This window comes from Aliterella atlantica CENA595 (genome assembly GCF_000952155.1).
Lineage (GTDB): Bacteria > Cyanobacteriota > Cyanobacteriia > Cyanobacteriales > Chroococcidiopsidaceae > Aliterella > Aliterella atlantica.
This window is the reverse complement of record NZ_JYON01000005.1, coordinates 1-16,380: the sequence shown is the minus strand read 5'-3', so window position 1 is coordinate 16,380 and position 16,380 is coordinate 1. Positions and strand designations below refer to the sequence as shown.

Genomic DNA, 16,380 nt, shown 5'->3' with positions numbered 1-16,380 from the left:
TTTAAGCGATCGTTACATCTGGGGAAAGGTAAACATCTTGAATAGCATGAAACAGCTTCACGCCTTCTTCAAAAGGACGCTGAAATGTTTTCCGCCCAGAAATCAAGCCCGTACCGCCAGCGCGTTTGTTAATTACTGCTGTACGAATTGCCTCAGCAAAGTCATTTTTACCCGAAGCGCCGCCAGAATTAATCAAGCCAGCCCGTCCAGAATAGCAATTTAGCACTTGGTAGCGTGTCAAATCGATGGGGTGGTCGCTAGTCAAGTCAGTATAAATGCGCTCGTTGGTTTTGCCGTAACTTTTACCTGTAGCCTTTTCTACAGCTTCATAACCGCGATCGTATTCAGGCAACTTTTGTTTGATAATGTCAGCTTCAATCGTTACGCCTAAATGGTTTGCTTGTCCGGTAAGATCGCCTGCTAAATGATAGTCTTTATCTTGCTTGAAGGCGTTGTTGCGGAGGTAGCACCACAAAATTGTTACCATACCCAACTCGTGGGCGCGGGCGAAGGCTTTGCTTACTTCTTGAATTTGCCGCGTTGAGTTTTCCGAACCGAAGTAGATTGTTGCGCCTACAGCTACAGCCCCTAAGTTCCAAGCTTGTTCTACCGAAGCGAACATGACTTGATCGAATTGGTTGGGGAATGTTAGCAGTTCGTTGTGGTTGATTTTGGCAATAAACGGGATTTTATGGGCGTATTTGCGGGAAACACTGCCTAAAACGCCTAAAGTTGTTGCTACAGCATTACAACCAGATGCGATCGCTAACCTTACTATATTTTCTGGGTCAAAGTACATCGGATTTGGGGCAAAAGAAGCCCCCGCCGAATGTTCGATGCCTTGATCTACAGGCAAAATTGATAAGTAACCTGTATTTGCTAATCGTCCAAACGAATACAGTTGTTGTAAGCTGCGTAATACTTGGGGAGAGCGATCGCTAATCGTAAATATCCGATCTACAAAGTCTGGTCCTGGTAGATGTAGCATCTCTTTAGATACTTTTGCTTTGTATGTCAGTAAGTCTTCTGCTTCTTGACCTAATGAAGACTCAATAGATTGAGGTGCAGATAAAGTAGCGGTCATAGCGATTTTCCTCAAAGCTTCTTTAATTATGTCTTTAATTTTTGGTCTTAAGCTAGCTTGACGGCAATTACAGCTATGCTAGCTTGCTGGCTGTTATCCCTTCATCTGCCATCTGTTTGGGCTGATAACTAATCGTTTTAATAGTTAGTATTCTTGCTAACTTAAAAACACCTATCTGTAGACAGGTTGTGCATAATTAAGCAGGAGCGAGCTTGATATTTTTGCGATAACTAACATGCATTTCCAATGTACTAATTCACTCTTAACTTTAGCGACTGATGACTTAAAAAAACTGGTATTATTTTATACTAATTTATTGCAGCAAGAGCCTCAGCCTTACATCCACAGCGTTTATGCTGAGTTTCAAATATCTGGTTTGCGTCTAGGGATTTTTCAACCAAAGTTACAGGCGCAAGCTGAGTTTGAAAATATTGGTAAAGGTAGAATGAGTTTGTGTTTTGAGGTGCAGGATTTGGATGCAGCGATCGCACATTTAACTGATATAGGCTACCCACCGCCTGAGGAAATTATTCTAGCATCTCATGGCAGGGAAGTATATGCTTACGATCCCGATGGTAATCGGTTAATTGTGCATCAAGCTGTGATGCGATCGCTTTAAGGCACATAGTTAGATAAAGTACAGTATTAATGCTTCTCCTCTCAATGCGCCGCTAGTGATAGATAACATCTCCAAATTTCTCATTGAACAGTATTCTAGTGATTTTGCAGCGTGGTTATTAAGTGAATCGATTAGTTTAACTACAATTAATCCTACCGAACTCAACGTTGAGCCTATTCGTGCAGATTCAGTTATGTTACTGCAATCGAGTGCAGTTATCCTGCATACGGAGTTTCAAACAGTTGGCGATGAAACAATGCCGTTTCGGATGGCGGATTATTATTTGCGCTTGAAACGCAAGTTTCCCGCACAGACTATCCAACAAGTAGTTATTTACCTAAAAAGGACAAGTTCAAACTTAGTTAGACAAGAACGATATGTAACTCCTGTAATGACGCACCAGTTTCGCGTCATTCGCTTATGGGAGGAACCAGTAGAGATATTTCTGAGTACGCCAGGATTATTACCATTAGCAGTATTGAGTAGTGCAGCAAATAAAGAAAGCGTGTTAACCCAGGTAGTGAACGAGTTAGAGCAAATCGCTAACCCCAGAGAACAGAGTAATTTAGTAGCAGCGACAAGTATCTTAGCGGGGTTAGAATTAGATGAGCAGACGATTCGACAATTGATGAGGAGTCCAGTGATGCGCGAATCTACTATGTATCAATCTATTTTACGCGAAGGTCGAGCGGAAGGACTGGAACAGGGAATGCAACAGGGTTTAATCCAAGGTCGCACCGTTGAAGGGAGAGCATTAGTCCTCAAATTGCTGACTCGCAAGTTAGGTACTTTATCATCAGAGATGACTACAAAAGTGAGTGCTTTAAGTCTTGAGCAACTAGAGAGTTTGGGTGAGGCTTTATTGGATTTTACAAGTGTTGCAGATTTAGAAACTTGGTTGGGGTAATGCTATCGCCTTTCCATACAGCAAGCGATATTGTTTAAGATAACTTGAGACGTGCGATCGCATATTTTACTAATATAAAATACCTAACGCTACGAGATATTGTTACGGCTTTTCACGCTAGGGAAGTTTATGATGGCAATTGGTTGATTTAACACCAATATTGGATGCGATCGCTTTCCTATTGGATTGAGAGGTGTTGGGATGCAAGATATGACTAGAGAGGAGTTGTTAGCTCGATATCAGGCTGGGAAGAGGGATTTTCAAGGTGTTATTTTGCAATACATTAGTTTGGATGGGGTTGAATTAGAAGGAGTTGATTTTACTGGAGCTATTTTCAACAGTGTTACCTTTGAATCCGTTTGGATAGATAACCGTATTGTTAGCTACGGCTTTATTAACTGCAACTTTTCCTGTAGTGAATGGTGGTTTTGCCGTATACCAGAAATGAGCAGGTGTAATTTGCAATATGCTGTCATGGAAGCCTGCTATTTCAGAGGATCTTCTGTTGATTGCGACTGGAGATCCAGTCACACTATTGGAGCTTATCATGATGAATTTATCTTTGAGCGATGCGATCTCAGTGAAACAAGAGAGAGTTTGGGAAAGTATCATCTCGGACCTGAACCCTATGGGCATCCTGGTTTTGGGATTCTTTACAGAGATACTTTGGATCGAGATGGAGTCTTCCATTCTGGAATTCATTGTCCCCTTCCTACTCGTCCCGACCCCGACAATCCTATTCCATTCTAATGAGTTAGCTAAAAGCAGCGCAGAAAATGAAAAGAAAAGAGGTTGAAGAAAGAACTATTTTTGTTGGGTTAGCTGGTAGTCATGCTTATGGGTTGAATCATCCTAAGTCAGATTATGACTATCGCGGTGTGTTTATTGCGCCAAAAGAGTATTATTTGGGATTTGATGCTATTGAACAAAAAGATAGTGGTTGGGATGAGGAAGGGATATTTCCTTTTATAAGTGGTAATAAAGATACAGTTATATACGAGCTAAAAAAAGTAGTTCAATTACTGTCTGCGGCTAATCCTAATGTGTTGGAATTGCTGTGGTTAGATAATTATCCTTTTATTACAGAGGTGGGAGAATATTTAATCGAGCATAGACAAATATTTTTGAGTAAGAAGGTGAAGCATACTTATTCTGGTTATGCTTTTGCTCAAATTAGAAAGATGGAAACTCATCGTAAGTGGTTGCTCAATCCTCCTCAGAGTAAGCCACTGCCGCAAGAGTTTGGCATAGAAGATGAAAAGGTATTGACGAAAGACGAAGTTAATGCTTTTTTGGAATATTTATATAATTTAGTTAGAGGGCGGATTGAGTTTTTAGAAGCAGCCGAACAACTCTATCAATTATTGACTGCTGATATTGATTTTAAGGGTCTTTTAAAACAACATCCTTTGCCTGATAAAACATTGAATTATACCCAAAGCTTGACCAATAGTAGGTCTGATTTTATTCGGTTACTGCAAAAAAGCCAGAAGTATCAAGTAGCATTGCGCGAATGGAAAGCTTATTTGTCTTGGCAGCAAAATCGCAATCCTGTTAGGGCAGAAATGGAAAAGAAGTCAGGTTTCGATCTCAAACATGGAATGCATTGTATTAGATTGCTGCGGAGTGGATTGGAAATATTAGCGCAAGGAAAGGTAGTTGTTAATCGCCAAGCAGCGGGTGATGTGGATGACTTAAAGGCTATTTTGCGGGGCGATTATACTTACGAACAAGTGATGAAAATGGCTGACGATCTGGTGGCGCAAATGGATGTAGTATATGAGCGATCGCCTTTACCCCTAGCCCCCAATCTCGATCGCATCAATCAGCTATGTATAGAATTGGTGGAAATGCAAGGCTGGTAAATTTCTAACCCAAAAATAGCTTGTAGGCTGTGTTTTTATTTTCATCCCAATACTGGTAGCCCAAGGTATCGAGAAATGCTTGCCACTGTTCCATCTCATTGGGGGGAACTTGCATTCCTACTACTATGCGCCCGTAGTCTGCGCCGTTATTGCGGTAGTGAAATAAGCTAATATTCCAGTCGGGACTCATGGAACCGACAAATTTCATCAGTGCGCCAGGACGTTCGGGAAACTCAAAGCGATATAGTAGTTCGTTGTTGGCTAAAGGCGATCGCCCGCCTACCATGTGCCGCAGATGCAGTTTTGTTAATTCGTCGTCGGTAAGATCGATAGTCTTAAACCCATGTGCCTCGAAGTTTTCCACCATAAAAGCAGCATCGGCGCGGTTTTGAATTTGTAAGCCGACAAAAATATGAGCCTCTTTTTCGTCAGCAATGCGATAGCTAAATTCAGTTAAGTTGCGCCTACCTATACATTCGCAAAACTTACGCAGACTTCCCCGCGCTTCGGGAATCGCTACGGCAAAGATAGCTTCGCGGCGTTCGCCAAGTTCCGCCCGTTCGGCGACAAAGCGCAGGCGATCGAAGTTCATATTTGCACCGCAAGCAACGGCAATTAAAGTTTGATTTTGAATTTGCTCTCTTTCTACGTAGGCTTTTGCCCCAGCGATCGCTAATGCCCCCGCTGGCTCTAATATTGACCTGGTATCTTCAAATACGTCTTTGATCGCCGCACAAGTAGCATCTGTGTTCACCAAAATAATTTCATCTACATATTGCTGGCACAAGCGGAATGTTTCTTCGCCTACTTCCCGCACTGCAACCCCATCCGCAAATAAGCCAACTTGAGGCAATCTTACTCGTTTGCCTGCTTTAAGCGATTGATTCATCGCGTCAGAATCTACAGGTTCAACGCCAATAATCTTGATTTCGGGGCGCAACCTTTTTACATACGCCGCAATGCCAGAAATTAACCCACCACCGCCAATCGCCACGAAGATAGCATGGATTGGTTGCTGGTACTGGCGCAAAATTTCCATGCCAATCGTTCCTTGCCCAGCAATTACTTCAGGATCGTCGAAGGGATGGATGAAAGTTAACCCTTTTTCCGCTTCTAACTGACGGGCATAAGTATAGGCATCATCATAAGTATCGCCATGCAATACCACTATGCCACCCCGCGCTTTGACGGCATCTACCTTGACTTGAGGTGTAGTTATCGGCATCACGATAATTGCCTTAGTTCCTAGCTGACGGGCAGCTAAAGCGACTCCTTGGGCATGGTTTCCGGCGGAGGCGGCGATCGCACCTTGTGCTAGTTTATCTGGTGGCAAACTCGCCATTTTGTTATAAGCACCCCGCAACTTAAAGGAAAATACTGACTGCATATCCTCGCGTTTGAGTAAAAGCTTATTATTTAATCGCGTCGATAGATTCGGCGCATATTCTAAGGGCGTTTCTTGGGCAACATCATACACGCGGGCAGTCAGAATTTGTACCAAGTAGTCGCAAAGCATAGGGTGATAGGTTAGTAAATGCCGATGAAGGACAATTCTACTCTATTAGTATGTAGCGATCGGTTGTAACAAATACTAGGCACTATATAGCAGTCTCTAAACTCCTTATCAGCAGTTGCGTATCGTATTAGTAACAACTTATTTGCGATGCCACGATACACCACGATCGCTCTATACTTGTGATGCTCCAATCTAATAAAACTAATGGAGCTAAATTCGAGCGATAGTGATAACAGAACAGCACATTGAAGAAGGATTGAGCCGTGCTTGTGTCCAAGCAATTGCAGCAAAGTCTGGCTTAATTATATCGAGAGCAGAGTTTGATTATGGAGTTGATGGCACTTTTAATGAGGTTAGCGTCATCAATGGCAGATATTGCCAGTCGGGCTTTTCATTGCACTTTCAACTTAAGGCTTCAACTCGGTGGCAGCAAAATAAAGATAAAATTGTTTATGACTTGGAAGTGAAAACATACAACGACCTAATTGAGATGTAAAGAAATGGTGCTATACCATGCATCTTAATCCTCTTAGCTTTACCTCAAGATCGAGAGCAGTGGTTGGAATGTACAGAAACTAGAGTCATAATAGGAGGAAGATGCTACTGGTATTATCCTAGTGGTTCACCTACCAAAAATAAAGCACATAAACGGATTTACATTGAGCTACAGCATCTGCTAACACCAGAATCAGCGCTCGCCTTACTCAATCAAGTTAAAACAGGTCAGTTTTAGCTATGTCTATAGTAATATCTGATGCTTCCTACCTCGCAAACCTTTGGCTGAATAAAGTTATATCTTACGTGAAAAGAACTGGCTGGAGGTAAGTTCATCATCCAAATCAAAATTTAATAGTATTTCAAAATTGTACTGACGATTTAGATAGACCAGTGCAATTAGTCTTGCCTCATTCCACTCGCTTTTGGGATAGTTCAATACTATTAGATAAAGCAATTAACTTACTGGCTGAGGTCGAACAAACATCGCCAGAGGAAATTAAGCTAGAGATTCAATCACTAAATAATTCTGTTGAGTCAGTAGAATCAGCCTCTAATCGTTTAACAGGGGAAACTCTACTGCAAAAACTCAATGGATTAATGCATTTGCCAGAACGAGAACTGGCAAGGATATCTGGCTATTATACCGTCACAAAAACCAACCAAACTTGCATCAACTTAAGTGATTTTTATGATGCCTTGTTAGCAGCAAAGGGTTTGTTTTTAGATCGAGAGAACCCAAAAAATGGACTCGCTCGGCAACCGAAACATCGCGTTAAGGTAGATAATAACGGTCAAATTACGATTTGTGCCAGTCAGATTCAGGCGATGGGCTTAAAGCCTGGCGATCAATTTGAGATCGAACTCGGTTACAAGCAAATTTCTCTGTTCCGTCTTGAAGATACTCAAAGCAAGCAATCTATACAGGCAGGGGAAAGGGAAACGTAGTAAAATATAGGCTCTTGCTCGTGTGCAATCATAATTGTGCTATCAGCAGTCGCGGTTAAGACTAGCAATAAATTACAATTGCTTATATATGTTTGTTAATAGTAGTATTTTTATTTACTACACAAACTATCATTGCCTTCAGTTTTTAGATAATCTCTCAACCAATTACAGCTTGACACAACTAAGTCATCTAATAAAGTCCAAACAATTACAGTGTTATCGTTACTGGCTGAGGCAACGGATTTGCTATCTGGGGCAAAACTAACATCAATTACTCCTGCTTTATGCCCGATAAGAGTAGTCAGTAATGTACCATCGCGCCGCCAGATTTTTACCGTCCCATCTCCACTAGCTGAAGCGATTTTCTGTCCGTCTGGGCTAAAACTGACGCGAAATACTGAATTTTTGTGTCCTACTAGGGTTTTGAATAAGGTTCCGTCACTGCGCCACAACTTTACTGTCCCATATCCACTGGCTGAGGCGATGATTTGACCGTCAGGACTAAAACTGACATCGTAAACTCCGTTACTATTTCCAGCAATAGTTTTGATTAATGTGCCATCGCGTCGCCAAATTTTAATCGTATCGTCTAAACTGGCTGAAGCTACAATCTGACCGTCAGGACTAAAGCTCACTCCATAAACTATATCTTGATGTCCTGTCAGGGTTTTTAGTAAAGTACCATCGCGTCGCCACAATCTGACTGTATTATCTGCACTAGCAGAGGCAAATATTTGACTATCAGGGCTAAAGCTGACATCGTACACAGAATTAGAATGTCCTGCTAAGGTTTTGAATAAATCGCCGTTGCGCCGCCACAGTTTGATTGTGTTATCTAAACTTGCTGAAGCGATCGCACTTCCGTCTGGGCTAAAACTAATGCTATATACGCCATTACTATTACCTGAAATAGTTCTTAGCAAAGTACCGTCACGCTGCCATAGCTTAATCGTGTCGTCAGCACTAGCTGAAGCGATTTGCTGCCCGTCAGGACTAAAGCTAGTGCTATATACTCCATTGATATGCCCGATTAAATAAGTGCCGTATGTGCCGCGCAGTTGCCAAAGTTTTACTGTCTTGTCGTAACTTGCTGAAGCAAGCGTATTGCCGTCAGGACTAAAGCTTATATCAATTACGCTATCTTTGTGTCCCGTCAAAGTAGCAAGCAAAGTACCGCTACGCCGCCACAATTTTACTGTCTTGTCAGCGCTAGCTGAGGCAACTGATTGACCGTCAGGGCTAAAATTGACGCGATAAACTTCAGCACTATGACCTCTTAAGGTATTGAATAATTTGCCATTACGCTGCCACAATTTTACTGTGTTGTCGGCACTAGCTGAGGCGATTAATTGACTGTTGGGGCTAAAACTGACGCGGTAAACTTCGGCGTTGTGGCCTTTAAGAGTTGTTAGTAAAGTCCCATTGCGTCGCCACAACCTTACAGTATTGTCGGAACTTGCTGAAGCAATAATTTGACCGTCAGGAGAAAATACGACATCTAGTACAGTAGAGGTATGACCTTTAAGAGTAGTTATTAAAGTACCGTTACGCCGCCACAATTTTACTGTCTTATCTGAACTTGCTGAAGCGATTTGCTGATTATCAGGGCTAAAACTTACTCTTCCTACCCAGCCTTGATGTCCTGTGAGAGTAGTTATTAAAGTACCATCGCGTCGCCACAGTTTTACTGTCTTATCTCGACTTGCTGAGGCGATAATTTGCCCGTCAGGTGAGAAGTTGACGTGCCAAATTTGGTCTTTGTGTCCGCTAAGGGTGGTTAGTAAAGTACCATCGCGTCGCCACAGCTTAATAGTGCGATCGTAACTTGCGGTAGCAAGCATTCGTCCGTCAGGTGAAAAGCTAGCATCAACGACGCTATCATTATGCCCTATAAGAGTTTTAATTAATGTGCCATCGCGTCGCCACAGTTTTACTGTTTTGTCTCCACTTACGGAAACAATTGTCTGACCGTCTGGGCTAAATATCGTCCCAAATACTACATCGCTATGCCCTTCTAAGCGGTTGCGTTCTCGAACTTGATATAGTGCTTGCTGAATTACTTCTTTGACTTCCGTTTGCTGCTGAGTGCGATCGCTTTTTAACCCTTGTACTGCTTGTAAACCGGATACAAGGGCATCAAATTCTTGGTTTGAATTTAATAAAGCTTTTGAGGAGGTAATTAAAGCATTTGTTTTTGCTATCTCTGCCTGCCGAGCATTTATTGTTGCTTTATATGCTAATACTGTTGCTCTATATGCTAATATTCCTATAACAATTGTCATAGGCACGGCGAATAAAGCTGCAAATATCCATTTTTGTAATTGCCTATATTGCTTTTCTATAAGTTTTGACTTTCTTTGTTCTTCCTTGATTTTGGCTATTAATCCTTTCTCACTTTGCTGTCTGATAAAAGAAATTAGATAATCGTGAACTAATTGATAGCGTTGAATGTGAACTTCTTGCAAAAGTGAAACTAAACCTGAAGCAACAAAGATGTTTAATATTAATTCTAATTCTGTTTCTTTGTCTGCTAAATCATTTAATATTTTATTTGCTTCAGATATTAGTTCGTTGCGAGTTCTTAACGGGCGAGTGAGTTTTTCATCTGTAAGTAGATATAGAACTAATTGGGCAATATCTTCATTAGGAGAACCACAATCTTTAACTACTTCTGCTAGAAATCTTTGGACTAATTTTTCTTTAGGTCCAAATTGTCGATACTTCTCCAATGTTTGAATATTATCTGTTTGTAATTGCGCCCCTACTACTTGTAATTCAATGGGACGAACTTCTCCCGACTTGCCTAGATCCTTAACCATCTCTTCAACTAAATCTGGTTCTAGGTCGAATTGCGATCGCGCTGTTAATTTTTGAATAATTTCTTTGGCTTCCGTAGTGGAAAAATTACCTAAAGAATAGCGATTGTTTTTGCTTAAGATGTCTTTTAAAATAGCGTTTCTTGTACCGTTATTTGCTGTCAAACGTTCAGCTTCTAATAAGTAATATAAATAATCTTCTCTAATAGCAATAATAACTTTAACAGCAGAAGTATTTAAACAATCTCGCAAAAATTCCCAAAACGGCTTTCTTTCTGCTTGCTGTTTGACGAAGAAAAGTTGAGCAAATTGATCGAAAATAAAAATAGTTTTAATATTATATTGTCTGTTTTGTTGTAACTGTTCTAAAATTTTTTTGCTGGTATTTATTTGAGTAGAAATATTGATATTATTCCAATTTTCTGCTAGCGCTTCTACCAGATTTTGCCCTAATTCCTGTTCCCAATCAGTATAGTTTCGCAACACGATAGGTAAAGCCGATTGTTCGCCTACTCCTCGTTCTTTTAGTACGGGGACTAATCCTGCATCAATCAACGAGCTTTTACCTACGCCCGATTGTCCGTGTAAGATAGTGAGTGCATTATCGTGACTGCTCATTCTCACAAGTAATGCTTCTACATCTGGTTGTCTTCCAGAAGCAGCAATTATTTGTGCTACAGTTGCTTGCCGATCGCTTGGCACTAAAGCTAAATTAATAACTTGACCTTGGGGTTGCAGTTGACCTGCACCAATAAAAGCACGAAAGCCGTATTGCTGCTCGATAGAACGCTGTTCTTGCTTGAGGGTAAAGGCTTCTAGATATTTACCAGCATTGAAGTAAAGCGCTCGCAATGTCTCTAAGATCCGAATATATAATTGCGGATCGTGTTGCGGTTTTGTTTCGGCTTTGGCTGTTTTTAGGTTTTGGATGGCACTAGCAATATTACCAAGATGTTGCTGGGCGATCGCCAGTAATAGTACGTACCAACCACGATGATAGGTATTAGCTCGATTCAAGCTGCTATTGTCGTCTTCGGTACGAGTAGATTGGACGTACTGTGCATTAGCTAAAATCTGCAATGCTTCTTGAGCAGACAAATGTGCTTGAGTCCAATCGGTTTTAGCTAATGCAACTTCTGCTAGCAAGCCGTAAGCATAAGCAAGTCTAACTGCATCGCTATCAATTTTATGCAGATTCAGAGCTTGCCCTGCAACAATTTCTAACTCGTTCCATAATTTCAGTTTTTGCAAGACATCGCCCAAAGCGTTAATAAATTTAGCCTGTAAGTCTGGGCGATTGGCTTGCTCGAAAGTAGCAATACATTGTTGATAATACTCTTTAGCTTTAGTACAAGCGCGATCGTACTGCGCCCGATGTAGTACGGCGTAGGTACGCCACCACAATCCTATAGAGAACAATAAGCAGCCTTTTCGCTCCAAGTTACTGCTTTGTTGCCAAAATGCCAAACTGCGCTCGTAGTGTTGCAAAGACTGCTCCATTGAGCTACTAGCGTCGCGTCCGAGGACGAATTCTAAGCTAGCTGCTAGTTCTGGCTGCAAATTTATGCCGCGTGCTTGCAAGTCTCGCCACGCTGATTCTAGTTGAAACCGACGGGAAGAACCAATTTCTAAGTTCAAGGCTGCATTGTCAAGAAACTTACCTGCACCCATTTCTAGAACTTTGGCAAATACTTCATCAGTCGTTTGTACAAGGAAGCTAATTAGTTCTTTAGTTGCGATCGCAAATTCATAAGTTGTTGCCCAACTTTCAAAGTCTGGCGCTAACCGAATCATTTTTTGCAATACTTCGTCAGTGACCCAAATTAAGAGCGGAAAAGGAAATATTTTGCGAAATTCTTCTCTAACTTGGTTAGTTGCAACTAATACTTGTTCGATGGCACTGACTGATTCTAAGCCTCGTACCATCAAAGCTGCGGGAGTGCGATCGCTTAAACTTGTTTTAATCGTGCTGTATAAAGTTCTTACTGACTTTTGTAGAGCTAAACTTTCAATTCTAACTGGACATTGTTTTTGTAATTGATAAATTATTTGTTCGCGCACGCTGGCATAATTGCAACGTATTAAAATTAGCGTAAATTGTCCTTGAGATAAATCGATAGCTTGAATTAGCGCCTCTAAAGACTCTTGATTGTAAGCAGTTATGTCTTCAGATTGACGCAACTTAGACATAGTTTAAATATCTTTTAAAATTGGATTGATATCAAACCAAGATCCATCAGGGTCGCGGTATTCAAATACGACCATACTACGGAGTAAAGTTGCGTAGCCGTTTTCTTTGGTAATTTGCTTTTCTGCTTCTATTTCTCTAAGTAACTCCCACTTTTGCTCTAAGTTAATTGGCAAGGTTAATTCATTACGTCTTTGCCTAATTACATTTTCTAAAACTTCTAAAGAAAGAGGCGGACGTTTTTTAGGAATACAAGTATAAAGTAGTCTCAATAAATTTCTGACATGACCGCCGCTAACGTAGCACAATCGATCTAATATCTCTATATTTTCAAAAACTTCCGCAACTAAAGTTATGCGTATATCTGGTTTAAGATCGGGAAAAGCCCTAGCCATAACCATTTGACGCAATAAAGCTATTCCTTGTGGATAATCTCGACCATTTCGTAGTTGCACTGGAACCATTGGTAAAACTTTAACGCTACCTAAAATATTTTGCAAAGTTCCATACTCATTACAGAAAATTAGTCCTAACGGAATGGTATAAACTACGTGACATTTGAGATGTCTTAATTTATCGCCTCTATCTATGAATAAATACTCTGGCTGCGGTCTTCCCCAAGCTTTAGGGCGATCGTCTATTTTATCTAAGTTATCTACTATTACTACTAAGCCTTGTTTGCCTATCTGTTGCAGTTTTTCAATGCCAGGAATAATTATTTCGTCGTTAATAGATTGAATAATATCGCTATTTCTATTTTCCAAATAATCTCTTAATTGATTGCGAAGTCTAGGATCTTCTTTGGTTATAGCCGCAATTTTAGCAACCCCAAACTCTAAGCCCAAGGAAATATCTACTGGTGTCTGCAATAATTCGCCAATGTCTTTAAATAAAGCAGTAAAATATCCTGGTTTAAGTTTGATACCCAGGCTTGTTAAACTTTCGCTAACTTTACGAGCAATTAGTAGTAAAATATCGCTAATATCGACATCTGCTAAATCTAAGTATTGGCTAGATTCAAAGTAAACTACGTGAAATGATTGCTGTTGTAGTTCTTGCTTTAAGCGCAGAAGTTCGGTCGATTTTCCGCAGCCAATGTGTCCTGTAAATAGTTGACAAGTTGGTTCGTCGGAAAGGGAGATCGTTTGTCCTAGTTCTTCAACTATTTCTACACCACGCACTGAAGAGAAGTTTATATAATATTTCCTTTCCTTAGCAATTTCCATGTTTATTGTTTTGCTAGGATTGCAGGCGTTAAAAAATTCTCTTACATTTAATGGCATAGCGACTTAATAGGAAAAATAACTTCGTCCTAGAATAGATAGGTTTATTTAATTTGTTTAAATAAATACTTTACTTGCTAGCTTTAATATTGCAGCAGTTGGATGATATAAAGAAGTAATAGATGCTTTTCTACTTAACTAATTTAGTCTGCATAAATATAATTTTCAATGGTCAATCTTTAGGTAAGATTGGTGATTTTTTCTGATTGTGTTCGCGAGTATAAAAAAAGACAGGTATTATAACCTGTCTTATGCTAACTATTCGAGATAGATTTAGAAGTTCATTTCTGCTGCTTGAACTTTCTCTACTTGCTTCTTCTTAAGAACTAGCATAATTTGCGATAGCATGATGCCAGTTAGGAAGACGATTAACCAACGAATGCGGGTGGCGCTTTGCAGGACTATTTCGCCGTCGGCTTGACCGAATCCGCCTACGTTGGGATTGCTAGTTAAGGCATCGCCAATCTTGACTTCTTGCCCTTGAGAAACGATTAATTCCGGTCCGGCGGGGATTGTTTCTACTGTGTTTTCACCTTCGCCCGTTGCAATTGTAACTTGATAGCCACCTTCTGCTACAGAGGCAATGTTAGTAATAGTGCCATCTACAGAAGCGTTGTAGACTGTGTTATTGCTCTTTTCACCTGTAGGATAAACTTGTCCGCGTCCTCGGTTTCCACCTACGTGAACGGCGTATTTGCCAAAGTGGATGTTTTTATCGTTCTTGGGATCGGGTGATAGGACTGGGAAGACTATTTCTTGATACTGTTCGCCAGGTAATGGACCGACGATTACAACGTTGTCTTGGTCTTCACGGTATGGTTGGAAATATAAATCGCCAACTTTTTCCTTCATCTCTTCAGGAATTCTTTCTGGAGGCGCAATTTTGAAGCCTTCAGGTAGCATTAACACAGCGCCGACTTGCAAGCCGCCTTTCGTACCGTCGCTAACTACTTGCTGGACGTTGGTATCGTAAGGAATTTTGACTACAGCCTCAAATACTGTATCTGGCAAAACTGATTGTGGTACTTCTACTTGGGTCGGTTTGGCGGCTAAATGGCAGTTAGCGCAAACAATTCGCCCTGTCGGTTCGCGGGGTGTCTCAGGGTAAGATTGCTGCGCCCAAAATGGATACGCGGAAGCTGCTTGAGGTAAGGCTACATCGCTAGCCAAAAAGAAGGCAATAGTGGCGATCGCTAGTATCGCTGTTTTGAACATCGCCCCCACTCTACGAGGCGATTTTGCTGCAAATACTTTTTTCATCTGTAACAAACGTTTCTATGACAAGGACTAATTTAAACAGTGACCAAAACTTAATTACTAACTGGTCACTGGTCACTGGTAACTGGTAACTGTTTACGCCCACCAAGGTTCTTCGCCTGTGCGGAAGTCTGTTTCCGTCCACTGCGTTAAGCCGATTTTGTCGTCTTCTACCTTGGCGTGTACTAATGCCAACGACCGAGGTGCAGGTCCGCGTACTACTTTACCTGCGCTATCGTACTGAGAACCGTGACAAGGACACATAAATTTGTTTTCACTGCCGTTCCAAGGTACTACGCAGCCTAAGTGCGTGCAAACGGCGTTAATACCGTAGTCTTTGACTGATTCTTTGGTATCGACAACAATATATGTCGGATCGCCTTTTAGTCCTTGTGCTAATGCGCGATCGCCTGGATTTTTGCCTTCTAAAAATTTGCTGACGCTGATATCGTTGCCTAATGCATCTTTTGCGGTTACGCCGCCGCCGCCGCCACCGCTAGACGGTGGAATAAAGTATTTGACTACTGGATACAGCGCCCCTAAAGCTGTCCCTGTAACAGTGCCAAAAGCTAGCAAGTTCATAAATTGACGACGACCCATATCTGGGACATCTCTTGATTCTGACATCTGCGCCATACTTTTTGCTCTTTTCTCTTCTTGGATCTTTGTTAACTTATCTGAGGTTTCCCAGAATGCTTATCGCCTGTGTCGAACTGCCACGACTGACAAAAATATAAAAATTCCTCTTATCTAGAATATTGTTAAACGCGATCGGAGGCATATTACATTTCTTTATATTGGTATCATACTTGAGTTACTTAACTCTACATTGTAAAGAAATGTAAATTTTGGCAAAAGCCATGACAGGACAAGATTTACGCCAGCTATTGCTGAAAAAATGGGGACGTTCTTATGACGTGCAGTTGCGACGCACTCAGGGGAAGGTATTTTTGCAAGTAATGTGGAAGTATTTAGAGCAAGCTTCGTTTCCGCTAACAGAGATGGAGTATCAAGCGCATTTGGATGCGATCGCAACTTACTTACATGGATTTGGAGGAACGTTGCAGGTAGAGATGTTTATTCAGGAGACAAAAGAACGTCCGCGTTTGGGTAAGGCTGTTAGTATTCCCTTAGATTTGGGCGATCGCGCTTCAGAATGGATTCTATAACCTTAGTTATCTCGCTCTGAAACTAAATAGATATAAATACGTCTTAGCTATTGATAATAAGTTATTTGATATTTTAATGAACAGTTGGATTGCTAAATCTCTAAGTTTAGAGCTTGTTTCTAAATAAATATTGAGTTGAAGGTTTGTTGCTGAATGCTGGTACGAGGATAGAAATGTAGTTCTTGCGGATTGAGAAGATGCTTAAGTCTTATCCGAGCGACCTGACGGATGCT

At 41.0% G+C, this 16,380-nt stretch carries 13 protein-coding genes; 7 read left to right on the top strand and 6 right to left on the bottom strand.

The features are described from left to right. Position 1 precedes the first annotated feature (1 nt). Positions 2 to 1,084, bottom strand: coding sequence for a class I fructose-bisphosphate aldolase (locus tag UH38_RS06360; RefSeq protein WP_045053814.1), 1,083 nt, complete (start codon positions 1,082 to 1,084; stop codon positions 2 to 4). A 235-nt stretch (positions 1,085 to 1,319) separates the two neighbouring features. On the opposite strand from UH38_RS06360, the gene UH38_RS06355 reads away from it, so the two are divergent. The 4 genes from UH38_RS06355 to UH38_RS06340 all read left to right on the top strand — a co-directional run bounded on the left by UH38_RS06355 (position 1,320) and on the right by UH38_RS06340 (position 4,475). Next, the gene (locus UH38_RS06355; protein WP_045053813.1) at positions 1,320 to 1,703 is read left to right on the top strand and encodes a VOC family protein; all 384 of its coding nucleotides are present in this window, start codon (positions 1,320 to 1,322) and stop codon (positions 1,701 to 1,703) included. A 55-nt stretch (positions 1,704 to 1,758) separates the two neighbouring features. After that, complete coding sequence (locus UH38_RS06350) at positions 1,759 to 2,610, top strand: Rpn family recombination-promoting nuclease/putative transposase (RefSeq protein WP_045053812.1); 852 nt, start codon at positions 1,759 to 1,761, stop codon at positions 2,608 to 2,610. A 201-nt stretch (positions 2,611 to 2,811) separates the two neighbouring features. Continuing rightward, positions 2,812 to 3,360 (top strand): pentapeptide repeat-containing protein, encoded by a 549-nt coding sequence (locus tag UH38_RS26205; protein ID WP_072044889.1) that lies wholly within the window; start codon positions 2,812 to 2,814, stop codon positions 3,358 to 3,360. A 26-nt stretch (positions 3,361 to 3,386) separates the two neighbouring features. Further along, complete coding sequence (locus tag UH38_RS06340) at positions 3,387 to 4,475, top strand: nucleotidyltransferase domain-containing protein (protein ID WP_045053810.1); 1,089 nt, start codon at positions 3,387 to 3,389, stop codon at positions 4,473 to 4,475. Between the two features lie 4 nt (positions 4,476 to 4,479). Here the strand turns inward: UH38_RS06340 and ilvA are convergent, their stop codons facing one another. Further along, positions 4,480 to 5,991, bottom strand: coding sequence for a threonine ammonia-lyase, biosynthetic (ilvA, locus tag UH38_RS06335; RefSeq protein WP_045053809.1), 1,512 nt, complete (start codon positions 5,989 to 5,991; stop codon positions 4,480 to 4,482). A gap of 226 nt (positions 5,992 to 6,217) precedes the next feature. Between ilvA and UH38_RS27090 the strand changes: the two genes are divergently transcribed. Together UH38_RS27090 and UH38_RS27600 are read left to right on the top strand one after the other, a co-directional pair. Beyond that, positions 6,218 to 6,487, top strand: a complete 270-nt coding sequence (locus tag UH38_RS27090; protein WP_200892320.1) for a DUF4365 domain-containing protein — start codon at positions 6,218 to 6,220, stop codon at positions 6,485 to 6,487. 404 nt (positions 6,488 to 6,891) lie between these two features. Further along, positions 6,892 to 7,434, top strand: a complete 543-nt coding sequence (locus UH38_RS27600) for an AbrB family transcriptional regulator (RefSeq protein ID WP_235355101.1) — start codon at positions 6,892 to 6,894, stop codon at positions 7,432 to 7,434. Positions 7,435 to 7,544: 110 nt separating this feature from the next. Here the strand turns inward: UH38_RS27600 and UH38_RS06320 are convergent, their stop codons facing one another. The 4 genes from UH38_RS06320 to petC form a co-directional block, all read right to left on the bottom strand. Beyond that, on the bottom strand, positions 7,545 to 12,440 hold the full coding sequence (locus tag UH38_RS06320) for a WD40 domain-containing protein (RefSeq protein ID WP_045053808.1): 4,896 nt from the start codon (positions 12,438 to 12,440) through the stop codon (positions 7,545 to 7,547). Positions 12,441 to 12,443: 3 nt separating this feature from the next. Continuing rightward, positions 12,444 to 13,664 carry a P-loop NTPase fold protein gene (locus tag UH38_RS06315; RefSeq protein WP_045053807.1) on the bottom strand — a complete coding sequence of 407 codons (1,221 nt, stop codon included), beginning with the start codon at positions 13,662 to 13,664 and terminating at the stop codon, positions 12,444 to 12,446. Positions 13,665 to 13,994: 330 nt separating this feature from the next. Further along, positions 13,995 to 14,981: a cytochrome f gene (petA, locus tag UH38_RS06310; protein ID WP_045053806.1), complete on the bottom strand. Its 987-nt coding sequence runs from the start codon at positions 14,979 to 14,981 to the stop codon at positions 13,995 to 13,997. Positions 14,982 to 15,074: 93 nt separating this feature from the next. Beyond that, positions 15,075 to 15,614 (bottom strand): cytochrome b6-f complex iron-sulfur subunit, encoded by a 540-nt coding sequence (gene petC / locus UH38_RS06305; RefSeq protein ID WP_045053805.1) that lies wholly within the window; start codon positions 15,612 to 15,614, stop codon positions 15,075 to 15,077. 224 nt (positions 15,615 to 15,838) lie between these two features. Here petC and UH38_RS06300 point away from each other — a divergent pair, with 224 nt between their 5' ends. Continuing rightward, positions 15,839 to 16,147, top strand: a complete 309-nt coding sequence (locus UH38_RS06300; RefSeq protein ID WP_045053804.1) for a DUF3067 family protein — start codon at positions 15,839 to 15,841, stop codon at positions 16,145 to 16,147. The last annotated feature ends 233 nt before the right edge of the window (positions 16,148 to 16,380 follow it).